Annotated in this window: 14 protein-coding genes; 7 read left to right on the top strand and 7 right to left on the bottom strand. The window is 39.1% G+C overall.

All coding sequences use genetic code 11. The annotated features are described in order from the left end of the window. Nucleotides 1-84 precede the first annotated feature (84 nt). Nucleotides 85-720, top strand: coding sequence for an FmdE family protein (locus DK846_RS10235; RefSeq protein WP_109968857.1), 636 nt, complete (start codon nt 85-87; stop codon nt 718-720). Between the two features lie 176 nt (nt 721-896). On the opposite strand, the gene DK846_RS10230 is transcribed toward DK846_RS10235, so the two are convergent. The 3 genes from DK846_RS10230 to DK846_RS10220 all read right to left on the bottom strand — a co-directional run bounded on the left by DK846_RS10230 (nt 897) and on the right by DK846_RS10220 (nt 4,995). Continuing rightward, a complete protein-coding gene (locus DK846_RS10230) occupies nt 897-2,141 on the bottom strand; it encodes a Coenzyme F420 hydrogenase/dehydrogenase, beta subunit C-terminal domain (RefSeq protein WP_109968856.1) in 1,245 nt (414 codons plus the stop codon). A 1-nt stretch (nt 2,142) separates the two neighbouring features. Further along, nucleotides 2,143-4,200, bottom strand: a complete 2,058-nt coding sequence (gene fdhF / locus DK846_RS10225) for a formate dehydrogenase subunit alpha (protein WP_109968855.1) — start codon at nt 4,198-4,200, stop codon at nt 2,143-2,145. A gap of 471 nt (nt 4,201-4,671) precedes the next feature. Next, nucleotides 4,672-4,995 (bottom strand): hypothetical protein, encoded by a 324-nt coding sequence (locus DK846_RS10220; protein WP_109968854.1) that lies wholly within the window; start codon nt 4,993-4,995, stop codon nt 4,672-4,674. A 276-nt stretch (nt 4,996-5,271) separates the two neighbouring features. Here DK846_RS10220 and nudC point away from each other — a divergent pair, with 276 nt between their 5' ends. From nudC to DK846_RS10200, 4 genes are all read left to right on the top strand, one after another. Beyond that, nucleotides 5,272-6,027, top strand: a complete 756-nt coding sequence (nudC, locus tag DK846_RS10215) for an NAD(+) diphosphatase (protein ID WP_245926522.1) — start codon at nt 5,272-5,274, stop codon at nt 6,025-6,027. Between the two features lie 76 nt (nt 6,028-6,103). Continuing rightward, nucleotides 6,104-6,697 (top strand): tetratricopeptide repeat protein, encoded by a 594-nt coding sequence (locus tag DK846_RS10210; protein WP_109968852.1) that lies wholly within the window; start codon nt 6,104-6,106, stop codon nt 6,695-6,697. 183 nt (nt 6,698-6,880) lie between these two features. Continuing rightward, on the top strand, nt 6,881-7,558 hold the full coding sequence (gene mobB, locus DK846_RS10205) for a molybdopterin-guanine dinucleotide biosynthesis protein B (RefSeq protein WP_109968851.1): 678 nt from the start codon (nt 6,881-6,883) through the stop codon (nt 7,556-7,558). Then, nucleotides 7,555-8,517: a hypothetical protein gene (locus DK846_RS10200; RefSeq protein WP_109968850.1), complete on the top strand. Its 963-nt coding sequence runs from the start codon at nt 7,555-7,557 to the stop codon at nt 8,515-8,517. Before mobB ends, DK846_RS10200 begins: the two co-directional genes overlap by 4 nt. A gap of 5 nt (nt 8,518-8,522) precedes the next feature. On the opposite strand, the gene DK846_RS10195 is transcribed toward DK846_RS10200, so the two are convergent. Together DK846_RS10195 and DK846_RS10190 are read right to left on the bottom strand one after the other, a co-directional pair. Continuing rightward, nucleotides 8,523-9,302: a dioxygenase family protein gene (locus tag DK846_RS10195; RefSeq protein ID WP_109968849.1), complete on the bottom strand. Its 780-nt coding sequence runs from the start codon at nt 9,300-9,302 to the stop codon at nt 8,523-8,525. 19 nt (nt 9,303-9,321) lie between these two features. Then, nucleotides 9,322-9,828 (bottom strand): Holliday junction resolvase-like protein, encoded by a 507-nt coding sequence (locus DK846_RS10190; protein ID WP_109968848.1) that lies wholly within the window; start codon nt 9,826-9,828, stop codon nt 9,322-9,324. 1,078 nt (nt 9,829-10,906) lie between these two features. Between DK846_RS10190 and DK846_RS10180 the strand changes: the two genes are divergently transcribed. Then, nucleotides 10,907-12,694 (top strand): ABC transporter ATP-binding protein, encoded by a 1,788-nt coding sequence (locus DK846_RS10180; RefSeq protein WP_109968846.1) that lies wholly within the window; start codon nt 10,907-10,909, stop codon nt 12,692-12,694. 3 nt (nt 12,695-12,697) lie between these two features. Here the strand turns inward: DK846_RS10180 and DK846_RS10175 are convergent, their stop codons facing one another. Together DK846_RS10175 and DK846_RS10170 are read right to left on the bottom strand one after the other, a co-directional pair. Further along, on the bottom strand, nt 12,698-14,911 hold the full coding sequence (locus DK846_RS10175; protein WP_109968845.1) for a glycosyltransferase: 2,214 nt from the start codon (nt 14,909-14,911) through the stop codon (nt 12,698-12,700). Continuing rightward, the gene (locus DK846_RS10170; protein ID WP_109968844.1) at nt 14,908-15,867 is read right to left on the bottom strand and encodes a class I SAM-dependent methyltransferase; all 960 of its coding nucleotides are present in this window, start codon (nt 15,865-15,867) and stop codon (nt 14,908-14,910) included. The genes DK846_RS10175 and DK846_RS10170 overlap by 4 nt, the downstream gene beginning before the upstream one ends. 263 nt (nt 15,868-16,130) lie before the next feature. Here DK846_RS10170 and DK846_RS10165 point away from each other — a divergent pair, with 263 nt between their 5' ends. Continuing rightward, on the top strand, nt 16,131-17,414 hold the full coding sequence (locus DK846_RS10165; protein ID WP_109968843.1) for a hypothetical protein: 1,284 nt from the start codon (nt 16,131-16,133) through the stop codon (nt 17,412-17,414). Nucleotides 17,415-17,684 lie beyond the last annotated feature (270 nt).

Here is a 17,684-nt window from a genome sequence, read left to right as displayed (position 1 = left end):
AATTCATGATATTCCAGTTTCTCCGGCTTGGTTAGTGCTTTAGGTTACCAAACACTTTAGATATCAATTTGCTATTATCTATAGATGGATCACCATGATGAGTATACGCAGAATGATCTTCTGCGAAAACTCCAGGAACTCGGGTATGATCCCAGGTTTCAGGAATACTACAAAAGTTGCATCCCATTCCATACCTATCCTGCACCCGGCCTGTTGATCGCCATCGGAATGGTTGATTACGCTTTTGAACTACTTGGCGCAAAACCCGGTGAGAAGTTATATGCAGTCTGTGAGACCCAGAAATGTGCTCCTGATCCCCTCCAGGTTATCGCCCACTGTACTATAGGTAATCACAGGCTTACGGTTGTCCCAGTTGGAAGGTTTGCTTTCACCATAAACAGACCCAGTGAAACCGATTCTGCTGAAGGGATCAGGCTTTACATCGACCCGGTAAAACTTCATGCATGGCCAACATTGGAGAAGTGGTTTGCAAACAGCCCTGAATTCTCTAAGAAAACCATGACAAAGGCACTTCTTGATGAGATATTGGCAGCAAAACGCTCTATCATCTCTGTACAGAAGGTCAGAATCCCGGTTACACAAAAAAAGAAATGGAACACAGCAATTTGTAAAACCTGTGGAGAACCGGTCCCTGAATACCTCATTGAGGGTGATCACTGTGCCGCCTGCGGAAGCCTGCGGTACTATGAACTCATATAACCTTTTTTCACTTCATCAGAAAATTCACTACCAGAAACCATTGGTACCTGACAACCAATCAACGAAAAGTAAACCTGTATAAAAGAGACAACGGCATTTCCCAGGAAAGGGAAGGATTGGTCCTTCCCACCTCCTGTTGCGATGGAGTGTTAATGTCGTATACTGGGAAGAGTAGGTTACTCTTCATCAAAGATGTTGATGTAGATAGAGTCAGTGCCGGTTGCCTCAAGACGTGCACGCTCTGCCTTCTCTTCTGCAAGTGCATGGATTGGCGGGCTCATATCGCGTCCAGGGACGTGCCCAAACATCTTCTCAATCTCGGTCTGTTGTGAGTGCATGAACAATGCATTTGGAATCTCCATTGGGCAGAGTTCTTCGCACTGACCACAGTTTACACAAGAATCAGAGACGTGGGCGAACCGAATCAGGTGGAACATGAAGCTGGTGGGGAGCACACCAGGTGCAACATACCAGGGCTTTTTCGTTGAACACTCGATACAGTAGCAGATCGGACAGTTCTCAACGCAAGCGTAACACTTGACACACTTGGCAGATTCTGTCATGATCAGCTTCAGTCGGTCCTTACCGGTGCCAAGTCCTTCGAAGTCACGCTTTCTGCATGAGTCTCCGAGCTTGAACATTGCGTTCTCGACTTTTCCTCTGATCTCGATACCCTTCGGGTTTGCAGCTTCGGTCTCAAGAGCCCCCTTTGACTTGGCACTCTCGATCAGGTTTGCACCCTTTTCAGAGCAGACCTCAAGGAACGTTGCCTTTCCTGCCTTATCTCCAATGACTCCCCAGTTTCCTGCTGCGATATCAGCCTGGCGGGGGACTTTCATTTTGCAGCGCTGACAGTTTGACCGGCGTCCATAGCCCTCTTCTTCGAGTTCATCGATCTTGATGCCTTTGTGGCCACCTTCGAACTCGATGATGAACTGACCCTTATCGATCTCTTCCTTGTGAACGGTGTCAGGGTCAACCTCGAACTTCTCGCTGATCATCCTCCGGGCTGCAACCGGACTGACTGAACCTCCACAGTTGACACCAATCATGAGGATATTGTCAAGGTTGATCTGATTCCTCTTGGCAAGTTCATAGAAAGCCATCGCGTCACAACCCTTGCAGGTGACAGCGTACTTCTTGTCCTTTGCCCCGTTCAGATATTTCTTGATCAGTTTGGGGATGAGAAGGGTACCGCAGTGTAGAGAACCTGCAGACTTGATGACATCATCGGCATTGGTGATCACGGTTGGGACTGCATCGTACAGATCCTTACCCTTGGTGATAGCGACCACACCGTCAACCATCTTGGTCTCAAGTGCATGCTTCAGGAGAGCGGTTACTGCTCCTCCGCACTCACCTTTCTTCTGGACCTCGGAGTCCTTTGCCCATGCATACAGCATATCGCCTTTTGCTACCATCTTAGTTGCCTCCGAGTTTTTCGATAGATATTGCACAATGTTTGAGTTCAGGCATCTTTGAGAGCGGATCGAGCGCAGTGTTGGTCAGATTGTTGACACCATCTGCAAAGTGCATGGTCATGTAAACCACACCAGGTGCTACCTCATCAGAGACCCGTGCATGAGTGATTGTCTCACCGCGGCGGCTTTTCAGTTTGATCTGCTCGCCGTCCTTAATCTTCAGGCGCTCTGCATCCTCAACATTAATCTGTGCATAGGATTCGGGAACCTCACGGTGCATGTCACTACGGCCTGTCTGTGACCGGGAGTGATAGTGGAAGATAAGACGTCCGGTCATGAGAGTGAACGGATACTCAGCGTCTGCAACCTCTGCCGGGGGCCGGTATTCAAGACCGAAGAACTGACCCTTTCCATTCGGAGTTGCAAATTTCTCGCGGTGCAGAATCGGAGTTCCCGGGTGCTCTGGCGTTGGACAAGGCCAGATGACGGACTCGGGTTTTTCCATCCGCTCGTAGAGACAGCCGAACATGGACGGAGTTACTGCACGCATGTCATCCCATACGGCGTTTCCAGTCGGGAGGTCGAAGTTCTTAAGGCCCATCCGTTTTGCCAGTTCTGCAATGATCCAGATATCTTCTTTTGCTTCACCCGGGGGGTTTACTGCTTTGCGAACACGGTTTACCCTGCGTTCTGCACTGGTGAAGGTTCCATCCTTCTCTGCAAAACAGGCACCAGGCAGAATGACATCTGCATACTGACATGATTCAGTGTAGAAGATATCCTGGATAACGAGGAAATCGAGTTTCTGGAGTTGTGCTTTGACGTGGTTTGAGTTCGGGTAGGTAACAGCCGGGTTCAGACCGAGGATATACATACCCTTGATCTCTTCACCGCACTGGTTGATCTGCTCGGTCAGGGTGACACCGTACCAGTCAGGAAGATCGGTAACTCCCCAGGCCTTTTCCATCTTTGCCCGGTTCTCTGCGACTTCACATTTCTGGTACCCAGAGTAGACATTCGGGTATGCACCCATATCACAGGCACCCTGCACATTATTCTGTCCACGAAGTGGGTTAACACCGACACCTTCTCGTCCGATGTTTCCACAAAGCATCGCAAGGTTCCCGAGGGATCTAACGTTGTCAGTACCAGTGGTGAGTTCAGTGATACCAAGGCAGTAGATGATCACCGCGTTCTTGACATCTGCATACCTGAATGCGAGATCTTTGACGGTCTCCAGGGGAACCCCATGGATTGCCTCGCAGTCTGCGTAGTTCTCGACGGTTTTTTGGAGTTCGTCAAAGTGTTCAGTCCGCTCTTCGACAAACTTCTTGTCATACTTGCCTTCCTTGATGATCCAGTACATCATCGAGTTGATCAGGGCAATGTGGGTCGAGGGGTTGAACCGCACCCAGGTATCAGCGATTCGGGCAGTCATGGTCTTACGTGGGTCTACCACGATAATTGGAATACCCTTCTTCTTCGCCTCTGCAACACGTCGTCCTGCGAGTGGGTGTGCCTCCATTGCATTTGAACCCCACATTAAGATCAGATCAGAGTTCAAAACATCCCTGAACCCATTTGTTGCAGCACCAGAACCGAAGGAAAGGGAAAGACCAGCAACGGAAGGTCCATGACAGATACGAGCGCAGTTATCGACGTTGTTCGTCTTGAATCCGCACCGGGCAAATTTCTGGAAGATATAGCAGTCTTCGTTGACTGTTCTACATGAGGTCTGGAACCCGAGACCACGTGGGCCGTGTTTGTCGCTTATCTCTTTCAGCTTCTTGGCTACCAGATCAAGAGCCTCGTCCCAAGTTGCGGGAACGTGCTTACCATCTTTCTTGATCAGAGGAGTGGTAAGGCGGTCAGGGCTGTGCACATGTTCCCAGCAGGTCATGCCTTTCGGACAGAGTTTTCCCTCGTTCACAGGGGTTCGCTGGTATGCCTCGACACCAACAACCTTCCCGTCGTTAACTACCAGGTTCAGACCACATCCCACACCACAATATGGGCAGGTAGTCGGAACATATTTCATTATTTCAGTATTTTCACTCATATTTCACCCGAGTTCAAACGGTGAAAGAAACCACAATTTCAGAAACCGGCACTGCCGGCATGCACATTCCGCCATGCGATCAGGAATTCCTAATTTACAAACTACCCGCTAGTCTGCATAGGCTATCGTATCCCGACCACAGTGCAGGTAAGATATTATCATTAATCCAGATATAAGTCTGACGAAAAATTTCCGAAACGTGAGGATTAGTGGTGGGAGGACCTTAAGCCAACCATGGATCTTTCTTCATCACCATTTTCCTTCAGCATTGATCCATAGCCCTCTCATAATGGTCATCAGATTCAGTTGCTCGCGATTAAACTAACACGGAGTGTGAATGATGTACAGGAGAAATCAGATAAACACGACATTGAAATCCACAATCCAAAGAATTTGAGATGAGAGTACAATAACAGGAAAAGAGGGAAAAGGGTTACACTATATATGAAAGACAGAGGGCAACAGGTATAATCATTTTCTCCTACTCCTCATTTTCCTTCCACCGGTAATTTCCCTGCGGGTATGAGCTGAGTTGAAAAACCGGAGAGACTCATTTACAATACTCTTAACCCACGGATCTTCAGTGCCTTCAATCTCTTCTGGTGTGATATTATACCAACAAGTCCAGGATAACAGATGTTCCGGATCATCCCGCTCCCAGCGAGGGTACTCAGTTCCTCTTCGCTCTCCTTTATTTAGAGTACAGATACCTTCCTGTGAGTCAGACACGTGGACAAAAAAAGCACATACCGAACAGGGTCTTATCTGCCGGACTTCAACTTGAGGAAGATCCATCCTATATCATACCTTATGAGCGTTTATTCTGATCATCCCCTGATTCATCCAACACTACCGTTTTTGGTGCCTGTACAAATTTAATGATAATACCTGTTCCGCAGGGATATTTGACTTCTAATCTTTCACCATTCAAACCAGGTACTAATATTCAATGAATACATATATGACCCTGAATAATTAGTCCTGTTGATTTTCATGATTCATCTACCCTATATAATATCTGATCTGGATACCCACACACCATCAAAAACGGGTATATTCCACTCAGTAATTGTGGATACAGATGGCAATGTCCTCTGTTCTAATCATTTCCCGATAATTTCAGAGAAGGATCCGGGCATTGAAAATGCGAGTGATCTCCCCCATCAAGTCACAGGTCCACTATTTGTCGGGGGGAACTCAGAGAAGAACTGGTGGGTCTACCAGATAGAAAATGGCAGTTCTCTTTCACCTGGACTTGATCTCATTTCCTTGCGCACCATAGAGGGCTCTATTCCTTTCGATCTCCTGGCAATTCTTGGGCGGGCAGTACAATTGGTACGGTTTAATAAGACGACTGCGTTCTGCGGAAGATGTGGCGAAAGGAACGCCATGAAAGAGGATGAGTTGGCTAAACAATGCCCTGCTTGTGGCCTCCTGACGTTTCCCCGTCTCTCTCCTGCAATAATTGTCAGGATAACAGATGAAAACCGAATACTGCTCGCAAGATCCCCACAATTCCCTCAGGGGATGTATAGTCTGATTGCCGGGTTCGTCGAACCTGGAGAATCTCTTGAAGCAGGAGTTCATCGTGAAGTATTTGAAGAGGTGGGACTGCGCATTTCTGATCTCCAGTATTGTAACTCCCAACCCTGGCCATTTCCGGATTCGTTGATGGTGGGATATGTTGCGCAATATCTTTCGGGAGAGATCAGATGCGACGGTATAGAGATTGAGGACGCTCAGTGGTTCTCCCGTGATAGTATGCCCGAACTTCCAGGAAAACTCAGTATCGCACGTGCTTTGATAGAAGACTATCTTTCATCGTAATTTCCATACAAGTGATCCGGTATGATCCTTTTTTGATCATCGGAATCCTTATACTCACACCAATCAGACCCTCTGTATGAGGAATCTTCCGGGTATATTTGCTCTCATTCTTATCAGCGCCTTTATTTTACCAGTGTTGTCAAATGCGGATAACACAAGTGATTCAAAGCAGATGTGGACTGCTGGAAAGGCATTCTGGGACGAGAAACAATACGATGATGCACTCGTTTCATTTACAAATGCAACAACTCTGGATCCAACAAATGTTGATGCCTGGTTTTATACCGGCCTCACTCTCGCACGACTAGGGAAGAATAGCGACGCAATATCAGCTTATGAAACTGTAAGCAAATTAGACCCGACAAATGCAGCGGCCTGGTTTAACAAAGGAACCAATCTGGCAACACTCAACCGGACTGATGAAGCACTTAGTGCATATGAGAAGGCAATTGAACTGGATCCGGCATATGCATTCCCCTGGTACAACAAAGGAAATATCCAGGCAGACGCTGGAAATTATGAAGATGCCCTTAAATCATACAACCGTGCAATAGAACTCGATCCAACCTTCACCATTGCATGGAAGGGAAAGGGGAGTGTTCTTGCAAAACTCGGCCGCACTTCAGAGTCAGTTGATGCCTACAACACGGCCCATCAGCTTGAAGAATAACAGGAAGGAATATCCTGCACCTTAATCAGATAGCGGTCATGGTACTTCAGGAAGAATAGATATCCAGGTTTAAAAGGGTAGAAATCTTCCCAGATTACCTTTTCAACAAAAGTATATATACAGCATATGGAAATGAAGGGACATCATCCCCCACTGAACTGACTACAATAAACCTGCAGTATTATGAAAGTTATTCACATAGCCGGGTGGTCAGGATCAGGAAAAACAACCTTTATTCGTGATTTGGTTGACGCCCTGGCTCCATTAGGCCCTGTTGGGACGATCAAGCATATAGGTGATCATGTCTGTGATCTTCCTACAGGAAAGGATACATCTCTACACTATGATGCCGGAGCATCCATTGCTGTTGGGATAGACTGTGAGAAGACAATGATCACCAAGAGGACTATTTCTCTTTCCTCTGCTCTTGATCATCTCTCCAACACCGGAATCAAATATGCTGTTATTGAAGGGTTTAAAAGCATTCCCTTTCAGAAGGTAGTTATTGGAGATCTCGATGTTCCTGCCCTTATCAGAAATCCAGAGATAAAAGATGTGATCTCAATCCTCTCTTCATTTGATGATTATTATACAGAAGAAGGACTCATTAAAGATCTTGGAGAGAATTCAGAAGGGATTATTATGATGAGCACTGGCAATTCATCACATGAAATCTCACCAGATGTCTGTGCTCATATCGAGAAGGAAATTAGTTTCCAGAATGGAGTGTATGGAGTCAGGGTCAGAATACAAAAGCCAGTAATTCATCCATATCATCGCTTTTTTATTGTTGCTCTGACAGATAACGCAATACATGGGAGTGCCGTTCTTACCCGGTGCGTGGCGGCGCTGCAGGTATGAACAACAGAGAACTATCTGAAGACAGGTTCATCAAAGAAACAAGGCCTGATTCAGCCACATACGGGCAAGACCGCCTGATCTGCCTCATCAGAGAGATCAGTGTGCAGGATAAAACTGAAATAATTCAACTCCTTCTTCCTGAACTTATGCGGTTAAGCAGAGAAACATTCCTGCATCTTCGTCGGTCTTCACCACGTTTCTCAACAAGTGAATGGCCATGGCTATCAGGTACCAAGCCCGATACCCTGACAATGCAGGATGCAAACCGGTTTCTCTGTGCGTGCATCCTGGAACTAAATGCAGGAAAAACTGATGTTTGGGCCAATATTGAGTACTTTGTCCAGGAAATTCTAGAAAATCCGGAAAATCTCTGGCGCAGCATTCTTCTCCACTCCCCGGAGGGATGGGCAGATCAGTACTGGGAGTATGATCTTCATCCAGAACCAGCTATTCACGCCCGTCTCTATGAGATCGCTTCATTGATGGTTCGGTACTACCACGGTGATGCCAGGCAGATTTGGGCAGATTATCTTTCAAGTCCACAGGAAGTATTCAGACGAATTAAGGTTCTTAATGTCCCCCGATCGACTGCCTGCCTCATAACCGGTGCATTAAAAGATGAACACTATCTTGAGGGAGTCTTTGATATTGTTGGTGACGTGGTAGATTCACGGGTCTTGGGAAGAATTGCTTGTGGAGAAGGAACCGGCCTTACCTCATACCAGGCAAGAATTCTCGGAAAGATGATCTCTGCTGAAGATCCCTGGATATTAGATCGGCCACTCTATGTTCTTGGAATGAGTTATTGTAGCCCTGGCCCCAGATGTAGACGATGCCCGGTACATGAGAGATGCGTATATGCTGTTAGTGCCGATTTGGGCATTTCAGCGGGAAAGAAGATATATGAAGGATTGTTCGGACAAAAAACGGTACAAAAAAGTTTAAAACGCTGGTTATAAGGTTTTTACCCGAACCTGATTGATCTCATACTGATGCTTCCATGTTCAAACCCCTCGAATGGGAAAGTAACAGGTGATGAACCTCCGGCTCCCATAGCAACCAGAAGTGGAGCATAATGCTCAAGAGTTGGGTGACTTATTCTCCCAACCGGACTACTCATCCATGGTTCTCCAAGTTTTTGATGATCCCGAGTCAAAACCCATTCTTTTACATCATCATCAAAACTATGTGCCCATTCCAAAACCCGTGCATCCCGGTGTTCAAAGTCTACCCGAGAGAGATTATGAACCAGATTTCCACTTCCCATAATCAGAACCTCCAACTCTCGGAGAGGCGAAAGCAGTTCCCCAATGGTGAAGAGTTCAGATAATGGTAACTCCATTGGAAGGCTCAGTTGCAGAACCGGGATATCTGCATCAGGATATAGAAACCGGAGAGGGGCCCAGGTACCATGATCCAGCCCCCGGGATCTATCACGATCTACAATGTATCCTCCTGAACCCAGCAGTGCGATAACTTCTTCACCAACTTCAGGTTCTCCCTTTGCCGGATATGTAATTAAATAAAGCTCTTTAGGAAATCCATAAAAGTCATGGATTGTTTCTGGATTCACAGACATAGTGACTGCAAGCCCATGTCTTTCCCAGTGAGCAGATATGCACAAAATTGCACGTGGCCGGGGAAGATCTTCTGCCCACCCTTCAAGAAACCGGGAGAATGTGGTTCCACCTAGAGCATTCATAGGATTTCCATGCGCTGTGAACAATGTTGGCATAAGACTCATGAATATCACGATGTAAAGATTATTTCTGGTTTATATGATGTATTACTGTGAAATCAATATCTCCTCTCTTTATACACCTTTCTACCGATCGTTCGCGAGGAGTTAAGGTCGGTCGTACACCACTTTTGACTTCTACAAAGACTATTTCTCTTAACTCACCTTCAGATAGGCCATCAAATACGACAAAATCAATTGGTGATCCCAGGAATCTTGCATCTGCAGGGTTCCACCGGAACGAGGAAAAAAAGGGTATCAGGTGTTCGGTCACTTTTCCGTGGATCACTTCCCGTGATCGTTTAATCGCATCCTGACGGATGTTTCGCTCTTCGTCATTCTTCCAGATTCTGATCTTTTCATCTGCCTGTTGCTCCACCTGTGATTGAAAAAGGGAGAGATCCTGATCACGCCACCGATTATGTAGAGTTCGTGCCCGTTCTTCAATCGATGTTTTCAACCGGTAATATGAGTAAGAAATCCAGATAAGGAGAATTAATAGTAAGAAAGTGAGGAGATCAGAATATTCCATATTACAAGTTTATAATTCGAAATGATATCCCACCTCTCATTTCAGCAGGAAAGAGAGTCAGGTATAAAATGATCCAAACCAATTGATTGATAATAATATGGTATCTCGCACTCCGATTCAGTGTATAATCTGTGCAATGATAATAATCATTGGAGTTATAGAATGCCCACTGGGAATGGCTGATAATATTTACGGTGTTACCGAATATCAGAAGATTAATAATTCTCCAACTGATTCTTACTCTGACCCTAATCAGTCCTCACATTTCCTGGTAGAAACGTGTACTCATTCAGATCTATACGGAGAATCAATTATTTCGATGGACCAGTCTCAACTAAATATTTCATCCATCCTGTTCGGAAAAAAATGATACCGTAATAGGGGTCCCCTATAAAGTGATATTCCTTGATCCAAATTCATAATAAAAACATAACTTCAAGGTGATGCTTACCCGTTCAATAAAGATTATATCATGTTAAAACGTGATAATATCCACCATATGCACGAATTTTCCAATAAGTCGTTTTTGCTTCACTAAAAGATTGTATATTTAAAAAAGGGGGAAATCGGATATTACGATCCCTCGTTTGAGAGTCAAAATCTTGTTCGTGATGGAAAAAAAATAATTTTAAAAAGGGAAAAGATATAAGTAAATATTAATTTATCATGAAAGATCAGGTTAGTTCCCTAATATATCAGTAGAACTTCTAGAAAACTAATATAAGTGCTTTACAATATGAAATATGACAAAAGCACATTTATTTCTTAAAAATGAACAGATGGACGATGAGTTTATCCTATTGGAAGTAAACCAAATTTAAATTCCACTATGGCTATCTATAAAATAATCTTACTTCAGTTATAATCGTTTTATCCACTCACCAAATTCTAGAAAGTTAGATATGTCAAATAGGAAAGAAACGGTAGATGCCTGAATTTCCTAGAGGGTTCACAAATTGGTCCATAATACGAAAAAAAATCCTGGACTGATACTCAAGTTTTATTAAAAGGTTTTTGTTAAGTATAGTATATGCCAGAGAGAAGTTAATACCAAAGAAAATGAACTTAATAACAAGATATGATTAGTTTGCCTGAATATTTCCATAAATTAAGATTTTTTATAAGAGGCTATGAATTTTTTTTAGTATTCCTTTTTCTCATTGCGATGATAATAGGAATAATTGACGCTTTAAGTATTTCTTTACTATATCCAATGCTGTCGGTTGGATTTCAGATAGATGCAAATACAAACCAAATATACCATTTTATTGAAAAATTTGGTTCATTAATACCAATAGGTTCTCCTTTTGTTCATTTAGGGTTTTTATTTATTTTTTTAACTGGAACTAGCTTGTTTTTACAGTTGGTTTATTGGAAAATAGCATTCATTTTTCAAAAAGAAGTGATTATTAACATCAAAAAAGCCATTTTCCATAAAATTAATAATAATGATTACAATTTTTTTATTGACACAAAACAAGGCGATCTGATAACCCTTTTTAATATTAGCCCAAGTAATGTACAACAAACATTTGATAAATTGCTTTGTTTATGTACTGATTTAGTCAGTTCTCTATTAGTTATATTTATGTTATTTCTTATTTCTCCTGAAGGAATGCTTTTAGTTTTAATAGGAGGTGGATTGTTTTATGTGCTTCTCAATATGATTGGAAAGAATATTTCCGAAAAACTAGGTTTTCTTCAAATTCTTTCCGGACAGTCAGAAAATAAGGTAATTACTGAATACATATCTGGTGTAAAACCAATCAAAGCTCTTCATGCAGCTGATCACTGGAATGAGCAATATTCTGATGCATTAAAGATATACTGGGACCGATTTGCTGAACTAATGTTTATACAGAGAATTCCAATACTTGCAATTAATTCTCTGTTCTACATTGCAATTGGAGGGATAGTATTAATATTATATGTATATTATGCAGATAAATTTATATCAGTAATCCCAGTTCTTGGTACATTTGCAGCGGGTACTATGAAAGTATTACCTAAGTTTATGAATATTGGGGATTATCGATTACAATTGAGTGCTTCCCTCCCACATATTGTTTCTGTTTATAATGCATTGAACGATAAAAAATATGAAAAAATCGTAAATGGAAATATTAATTGCAATAATATTTCGTCAGATATTATTCTTAAGGATGTAAATTTTTCATATAATCATGTCCCCATCCTTAAAAAGGTAAATATGATAATTAAAAAAGGTTCTATGACTGCTTTAGTAGGCCCTTCTGGATCCGGTAAGTCTACAATTACAAGTCTTTTATTACGACTGTTCGATCCAAAATCAGGATGCATTTATATCAACAATGAGGATTTAAAAAGTTTTGAAATTGGATCATATCGCAATTTAATTGGGTATATCAGTCAGGAACCTTTCATATTTAATGACACTATTAAGGAAAATATTTGTTTTGGAGAAAAATATTCCGATGTTGAAATTATTAGGGCTGCAAAACTAGCTCATGCTCACAATTTTATTTCAGATCTTCCTCATGGGTATGATACTTTTGTGGGAGATCAGGGGATCAGCCTTTCAGGTGGAGAGAAGCAAAGAATTGTTATCGCAAGAGCTATGATTCGTCGTCCTGAGTTATTAATCCTTGATGAAGCAACAAGTGCACTTGATAATATTTCAGAAGCAGCAGTCCAAAAAGCGATAGACCATGTTTCTAAAGAATGTACAACATTAGTAATTGCACACCGATTAACAACGATAAAGAATGCTGATAAAATATTTACAATTGATAAGGGAGAAATATCCGAAGAAGGAACTCATGACGAATTATTAAAACAAAAAGGAAAATACTGGGAGATGTATACTTCGAATGATCAGGAGAGTTGAGAGTCAAATATTATTATATATTTTTTCATATTTTCTTGCAACATCATCCCATGTATCATATACCTCATTTTTTAGTGATAAAGATTTAGAGGCCTCATTATATGAGTGATTGAATAATATGTAAAAAATAACTTCATAAAATGACTCGCAACTAGGTTGACAGAATTTAACATTTTTCTCAGAATCTCCCAACATAAGATTTTTTGTTAAAATGAGCGGAGAATTCAATTTTAATGCAATTTCTAAATATTTTAAATAATTAGTATTAGAATTATGATTTTGAAGAATAACAATATCAGAAATAAACAAAGATAATGCAATTTCTTCATCATTAAGGAATTCATTTATTAATATAACCGAAAATTTCAGATCATAAGACAGATTATATTTATAAAGTAGTTCCTCCAAGTTAATGCTAACAAATTCTTTGTCAATACAAGGAAGAACTAACAAAATAATTTCTGGAAAAAAGCGTTTCAAGGGAACGATTGATTTTAATAGGGCGATAAACTCATCATTCAATCTAATTAAATCCAAATTGGTAAATAGTGCACAAATCACAATCTTATTGCTAAAACCAAGATCTTGTTTAATTTTTTCTTTCCCAATAATTCCATTTGGAACAAAAAATGAGTTGTTTAATCCCACTGATCGTAATCGTGATAATTCAGAACTGTTTGATACAATAATGCAATTTATTTTTTCAAGCTCTTTTATATCTGAATATATATATTCGATGCCTCCGGTGGCATTTTGGAGATTTTGATGGAATGTAACAACCGACTTAATTTTATTTTTATTTAAGTGGGTTATAAATTTTCTGAGAAATTCCATAGAGAACAATGCAGGGTGATACTGTATGTGAACAATATCAATTAAATGTTCAGAAATTGCCCTTGATAATTGTTCATAACTGTTTAGACCAATTTTCCAACACCTATTAACATCAATGCCATCACAACGGACTTTTTCATCTTTCCCAATAATGTTTGCAAAAATAGTCACATCATGATTTAGAGAATTTGACAGATGATAAGAATATTCGGAGATGCCACATCCTGAATTCCATGGAGTGATAATTCCAATTCTCAATTTGATTGCTAATTTATTTAAGGAAATTATACCATTAAATAAAAGATCTGCTGTGTTCTCCCAAGTAAATTTACCCAGTTGTTGTTTTCCTTTCGTTATAAGGGAATTTTGCATAGATTTATCGTCAATTAGGTAACCAATAGTTTCTGCAATCTCCTGATAATTATTTGAATTCACATATAAAACAGCATCGCCGCCTATTTCCGGTAAGCAGGAATTGTCTGATACAATTGAAGGAATTCCAAAAGCCATTGCTTCAATTACAGGTAATCCAAATCCTTCATAGTGCGGAACAAATACGAAAAGTGAAGCATGTTGATATAACAAAAACAAATCATGACGGGATAAATAATCTGTAAAAAGAATTTTTCTTGGGGGAATACCTTCTTCATGGATTAAGTGAGTTATTTTTCTTTCATAATCAGGGGTAATTTCATTTGCTAACACAAATTGATAATCATTTTGTATTCTTTTAGGCAATCTTGCATAAGCTTTTATCATCCCCTCTACATTTTTTCTTGTGTCCATACTGGGAACAGATAAGAAGTAATTTTGTGTAATCTTTAGTTTCTTAAATAGGCAATCAACCTCATTGTCCACAAAATAGTTAATATCAGGATCCAATCCAGCAAAGATAGTCGTGATTTTTGAAGGATCAATTTCCAACAATTCAACAAGATCTCGTTTCACTGAAGACGATATGACAAAAATATTTTGGCAATATCTGATCTGATATAACCTTTTAAAATAATCATTTTTTACTTTATCTGAAAAATGAGATATATATTTTTCCCATAATGCAACTGGGATAATATCATAAACAATAATCGAATATAAGCAGGCTAAATCACCGGGATTCACAATCGGATGACTTAAGGCCAGGAAACTTGTGTAAACAAAGTGATCCAGAGATGATGATAAATCTCTGTTAATGTTCTCAGGAATACACGTGACATTTTTTCGGTTAACTATAATTTTTGGAACAGACCCTTTTTTGTAGTTATACAAAAAGTATTCAGCATCATGATCAATAATCAGACGATATATGAGATGCCGAATATATGTTGTTATACCCCTTCCTTTGGGATCTATGGATAAAGGTAGAAGATCGATACCAATTTTCATATGATACCTATATTTGAAATTATTCCAATAATATGAGTATTATCATCATCATAACTTAGATATTCCTTACAACAGATAAGGTCATTTAAAACCTCATTCCAATCTTCAATAGAGTTTAATCGTCTTTCAGAAAATGAAGAACATGGATCACCCTCAAGTGATACTAAGAAAAGAACCTTTTTAGATATACGTAATAAAGTATTCAGGAGATTATAAGATTCAATCCTGGAAAGATTATTCAGAACACCAATGGAAAAAATGATATCAAAATATCCAGATTTAATAAGATTTAAGGTATTATTATCCGCTAATAGATATTTTACTGAACCGCATAAATTCTCATTTGTACAATAACATTTAGTAATATATTCAATACTATCATCTATCCCATATATTTCGGAGTCATAATTTTTTGAAAGATATATCGAGATAAAACCATCTGAAAGGCCATATTCTGCAATATGATGTTGAGAATTATTCAAATCTATTGTGTTCTCTATTATCCTGATTAAGGAGGATTGTGTACTAATACATAAATTGAAGTTATTCTCAATTAAACCGTCAGAAATTGGAGCATTTTTTTTATCACTTCCAAGATTCTCTCTGACATTTATCATATCAGTAATATTTTCAAGAAAACAAACCCTTCCCTCCAATTCCACAATTGATTTGCATAGTTCGAAATTTACTTTTGATTGATTATCTAAACTGGGGTCTACATAATTACGGACTTCAGTATTTATAAATTTTCGAACCTTACAGGCAATTTTAGAAAGTATATTAGGACTAGATACTAAGTTAAAATCTGTATTTTTTATATTATAGTTCGAACAATTCAACTTTTTTTTTCTTTTGGGTATATTACATTTGGTATTTATTTCATCACGGTTTTTTCTCTCTTCAACTAATTTTTTAACTTTTTCCATAAATTCAGTAATTGTCGAGTCATCTATCATTTTCAAACATATCTCCCATTAAATATGATAAAACCAAATTTATTACTTGAATAACAAGGCACTGGATCAATATGTATATATTATTATAATGAAGTTTTTTATCTTTATCGTAGTTTTATTAAATAAATAATGAATCATAATTATAATGAGAGTCGAATGGATTATCTTTCCAATTTTAAATAATTTTTTTTAGACTAAATGTATATAATAACACAAAATTGAGAAAAACCCAGATCACATCACATAAAAGGAAATAATATTAAATGATCATTGTATTAGAACCCCAATGTATCGGAAGTGCTCATGATATTGTTAATGCATCTTTAATTTATAGCATCTCCATAGCTAATAAAAATGAAAAAATTTCTTTTTTTGCTGATTTGAGCCACATTAGTTGCATTAAGAAGATATTGTCAGATACAAACATAGATATCCAAAATATTGATTATTTTCCAGTAATAATCCCCCAGAAAAATTTATTGAGACTATCGAAAATAGTTACATATTACATGCTAATCAATCGTTTATTATGGTATGCGAATGAAAAAAAGATTAATAAGATTATTTTTTTATCAGTTTATTCATATAATCTCCTCATTCTCAAATATTTATTAAAGCAGGTTCATTACAATCACTTTCAGATAAAGATTATTGTACATGGAGTATTGGAAGAAATTAAGAACCCAAATTCTTCATTCATATTAAACCGAATTAAACAATTTGGTTATGCATTAGATCAAAAGGACAATGACAATATACAGTATATTGTTCTTTCTCCTTCAATTCTAAATACTATTTCAGACATTTCAAAACCGCCATTTGATAAATTTACAGCCATTGATCTTCCGTATATTTATGATAATACAGAACCAAAAACAAAAACAGATAATCGAATCGTATTTGCTACAATAGGCCAAGGAAATCCATATCTTATGAAATGTGTCGCCAAAGCCCTTCAAATGCAGACCAACCAAACGGTAGAATATGAATTCCGCATCATTGGGGAGAATTGTGGGAATACTAATATAATAAACCTAAAATACAAGAAACTTATCTCATGTTTTATCTCTATTATTGATCGTAAAACAATAAACTGGTTTTTAACTAGTTTTCTCCCGATATCCAGCAAAGTATCAACATATCTCTCTGATAAAATTCATATTACAAGTATCAACTGTGTATCAAAGGGAAAACGCCTTTCTCGAAACGAAATCGAGAGGTATGTTAGAGATGTTGATTATTTGATTTTTTTTTATAATAGGGATTCATATAAATATACTGCTAGCGGCTCATTTTTTGATGCAATATCATATAGAATACCAATAATATTTATTGGGAACACTTTTTTCGATTATTACTTCTCCTCGTACAAGATCGGTTATCGAGTTGAAACATTATATGAGATTATTGAATTAGTAAAAATGATTTCCATCAATGGCATCAATTATGCTGACTACCAACATCAATTAATGGAGATTGAAAAATTTAGACACGAGATAAATATAAATCGCGAAAATAAAATACTATCATTCACACCTTTTAAATAAACCCTTTTTTTCCAGGAAATAGATGTAAATAATACCTTGATTCCATGGAATCAAGATTTTAACCCAACTTTGCCATTACTAAAAAATAAATATGCTTTTAGTGATGTTTGAATTGTCCAAAATATGAAGCATGCATGCCGAGTATCGGTTTCATGGTAAAACTAGAAATGAATCCATATAAGAACCATACGTGAACCTTACGATTCATAGTCGAATAGGAAGAAGAGATTACTCTCTTCCCCCCTTCTAAGAACCGTACGTGAACCTTTC

Origin of the sequence: Methanospirillum lacunae, from assembly GCF_003173355.1 — an archaeon.
Taxonomy (GTDB): Archaea; Halobacteriota; Methanomicrobia; order Methanomicrobiales; family Methanospirillaceae; genus Methanospirillum; species Methanospirillum lacunae.
The sequence above is the reverse complement of the archived record's forward strand: the minus strand, read 5'-3'. Positions and strand labels throughout refer to the sequence as shown.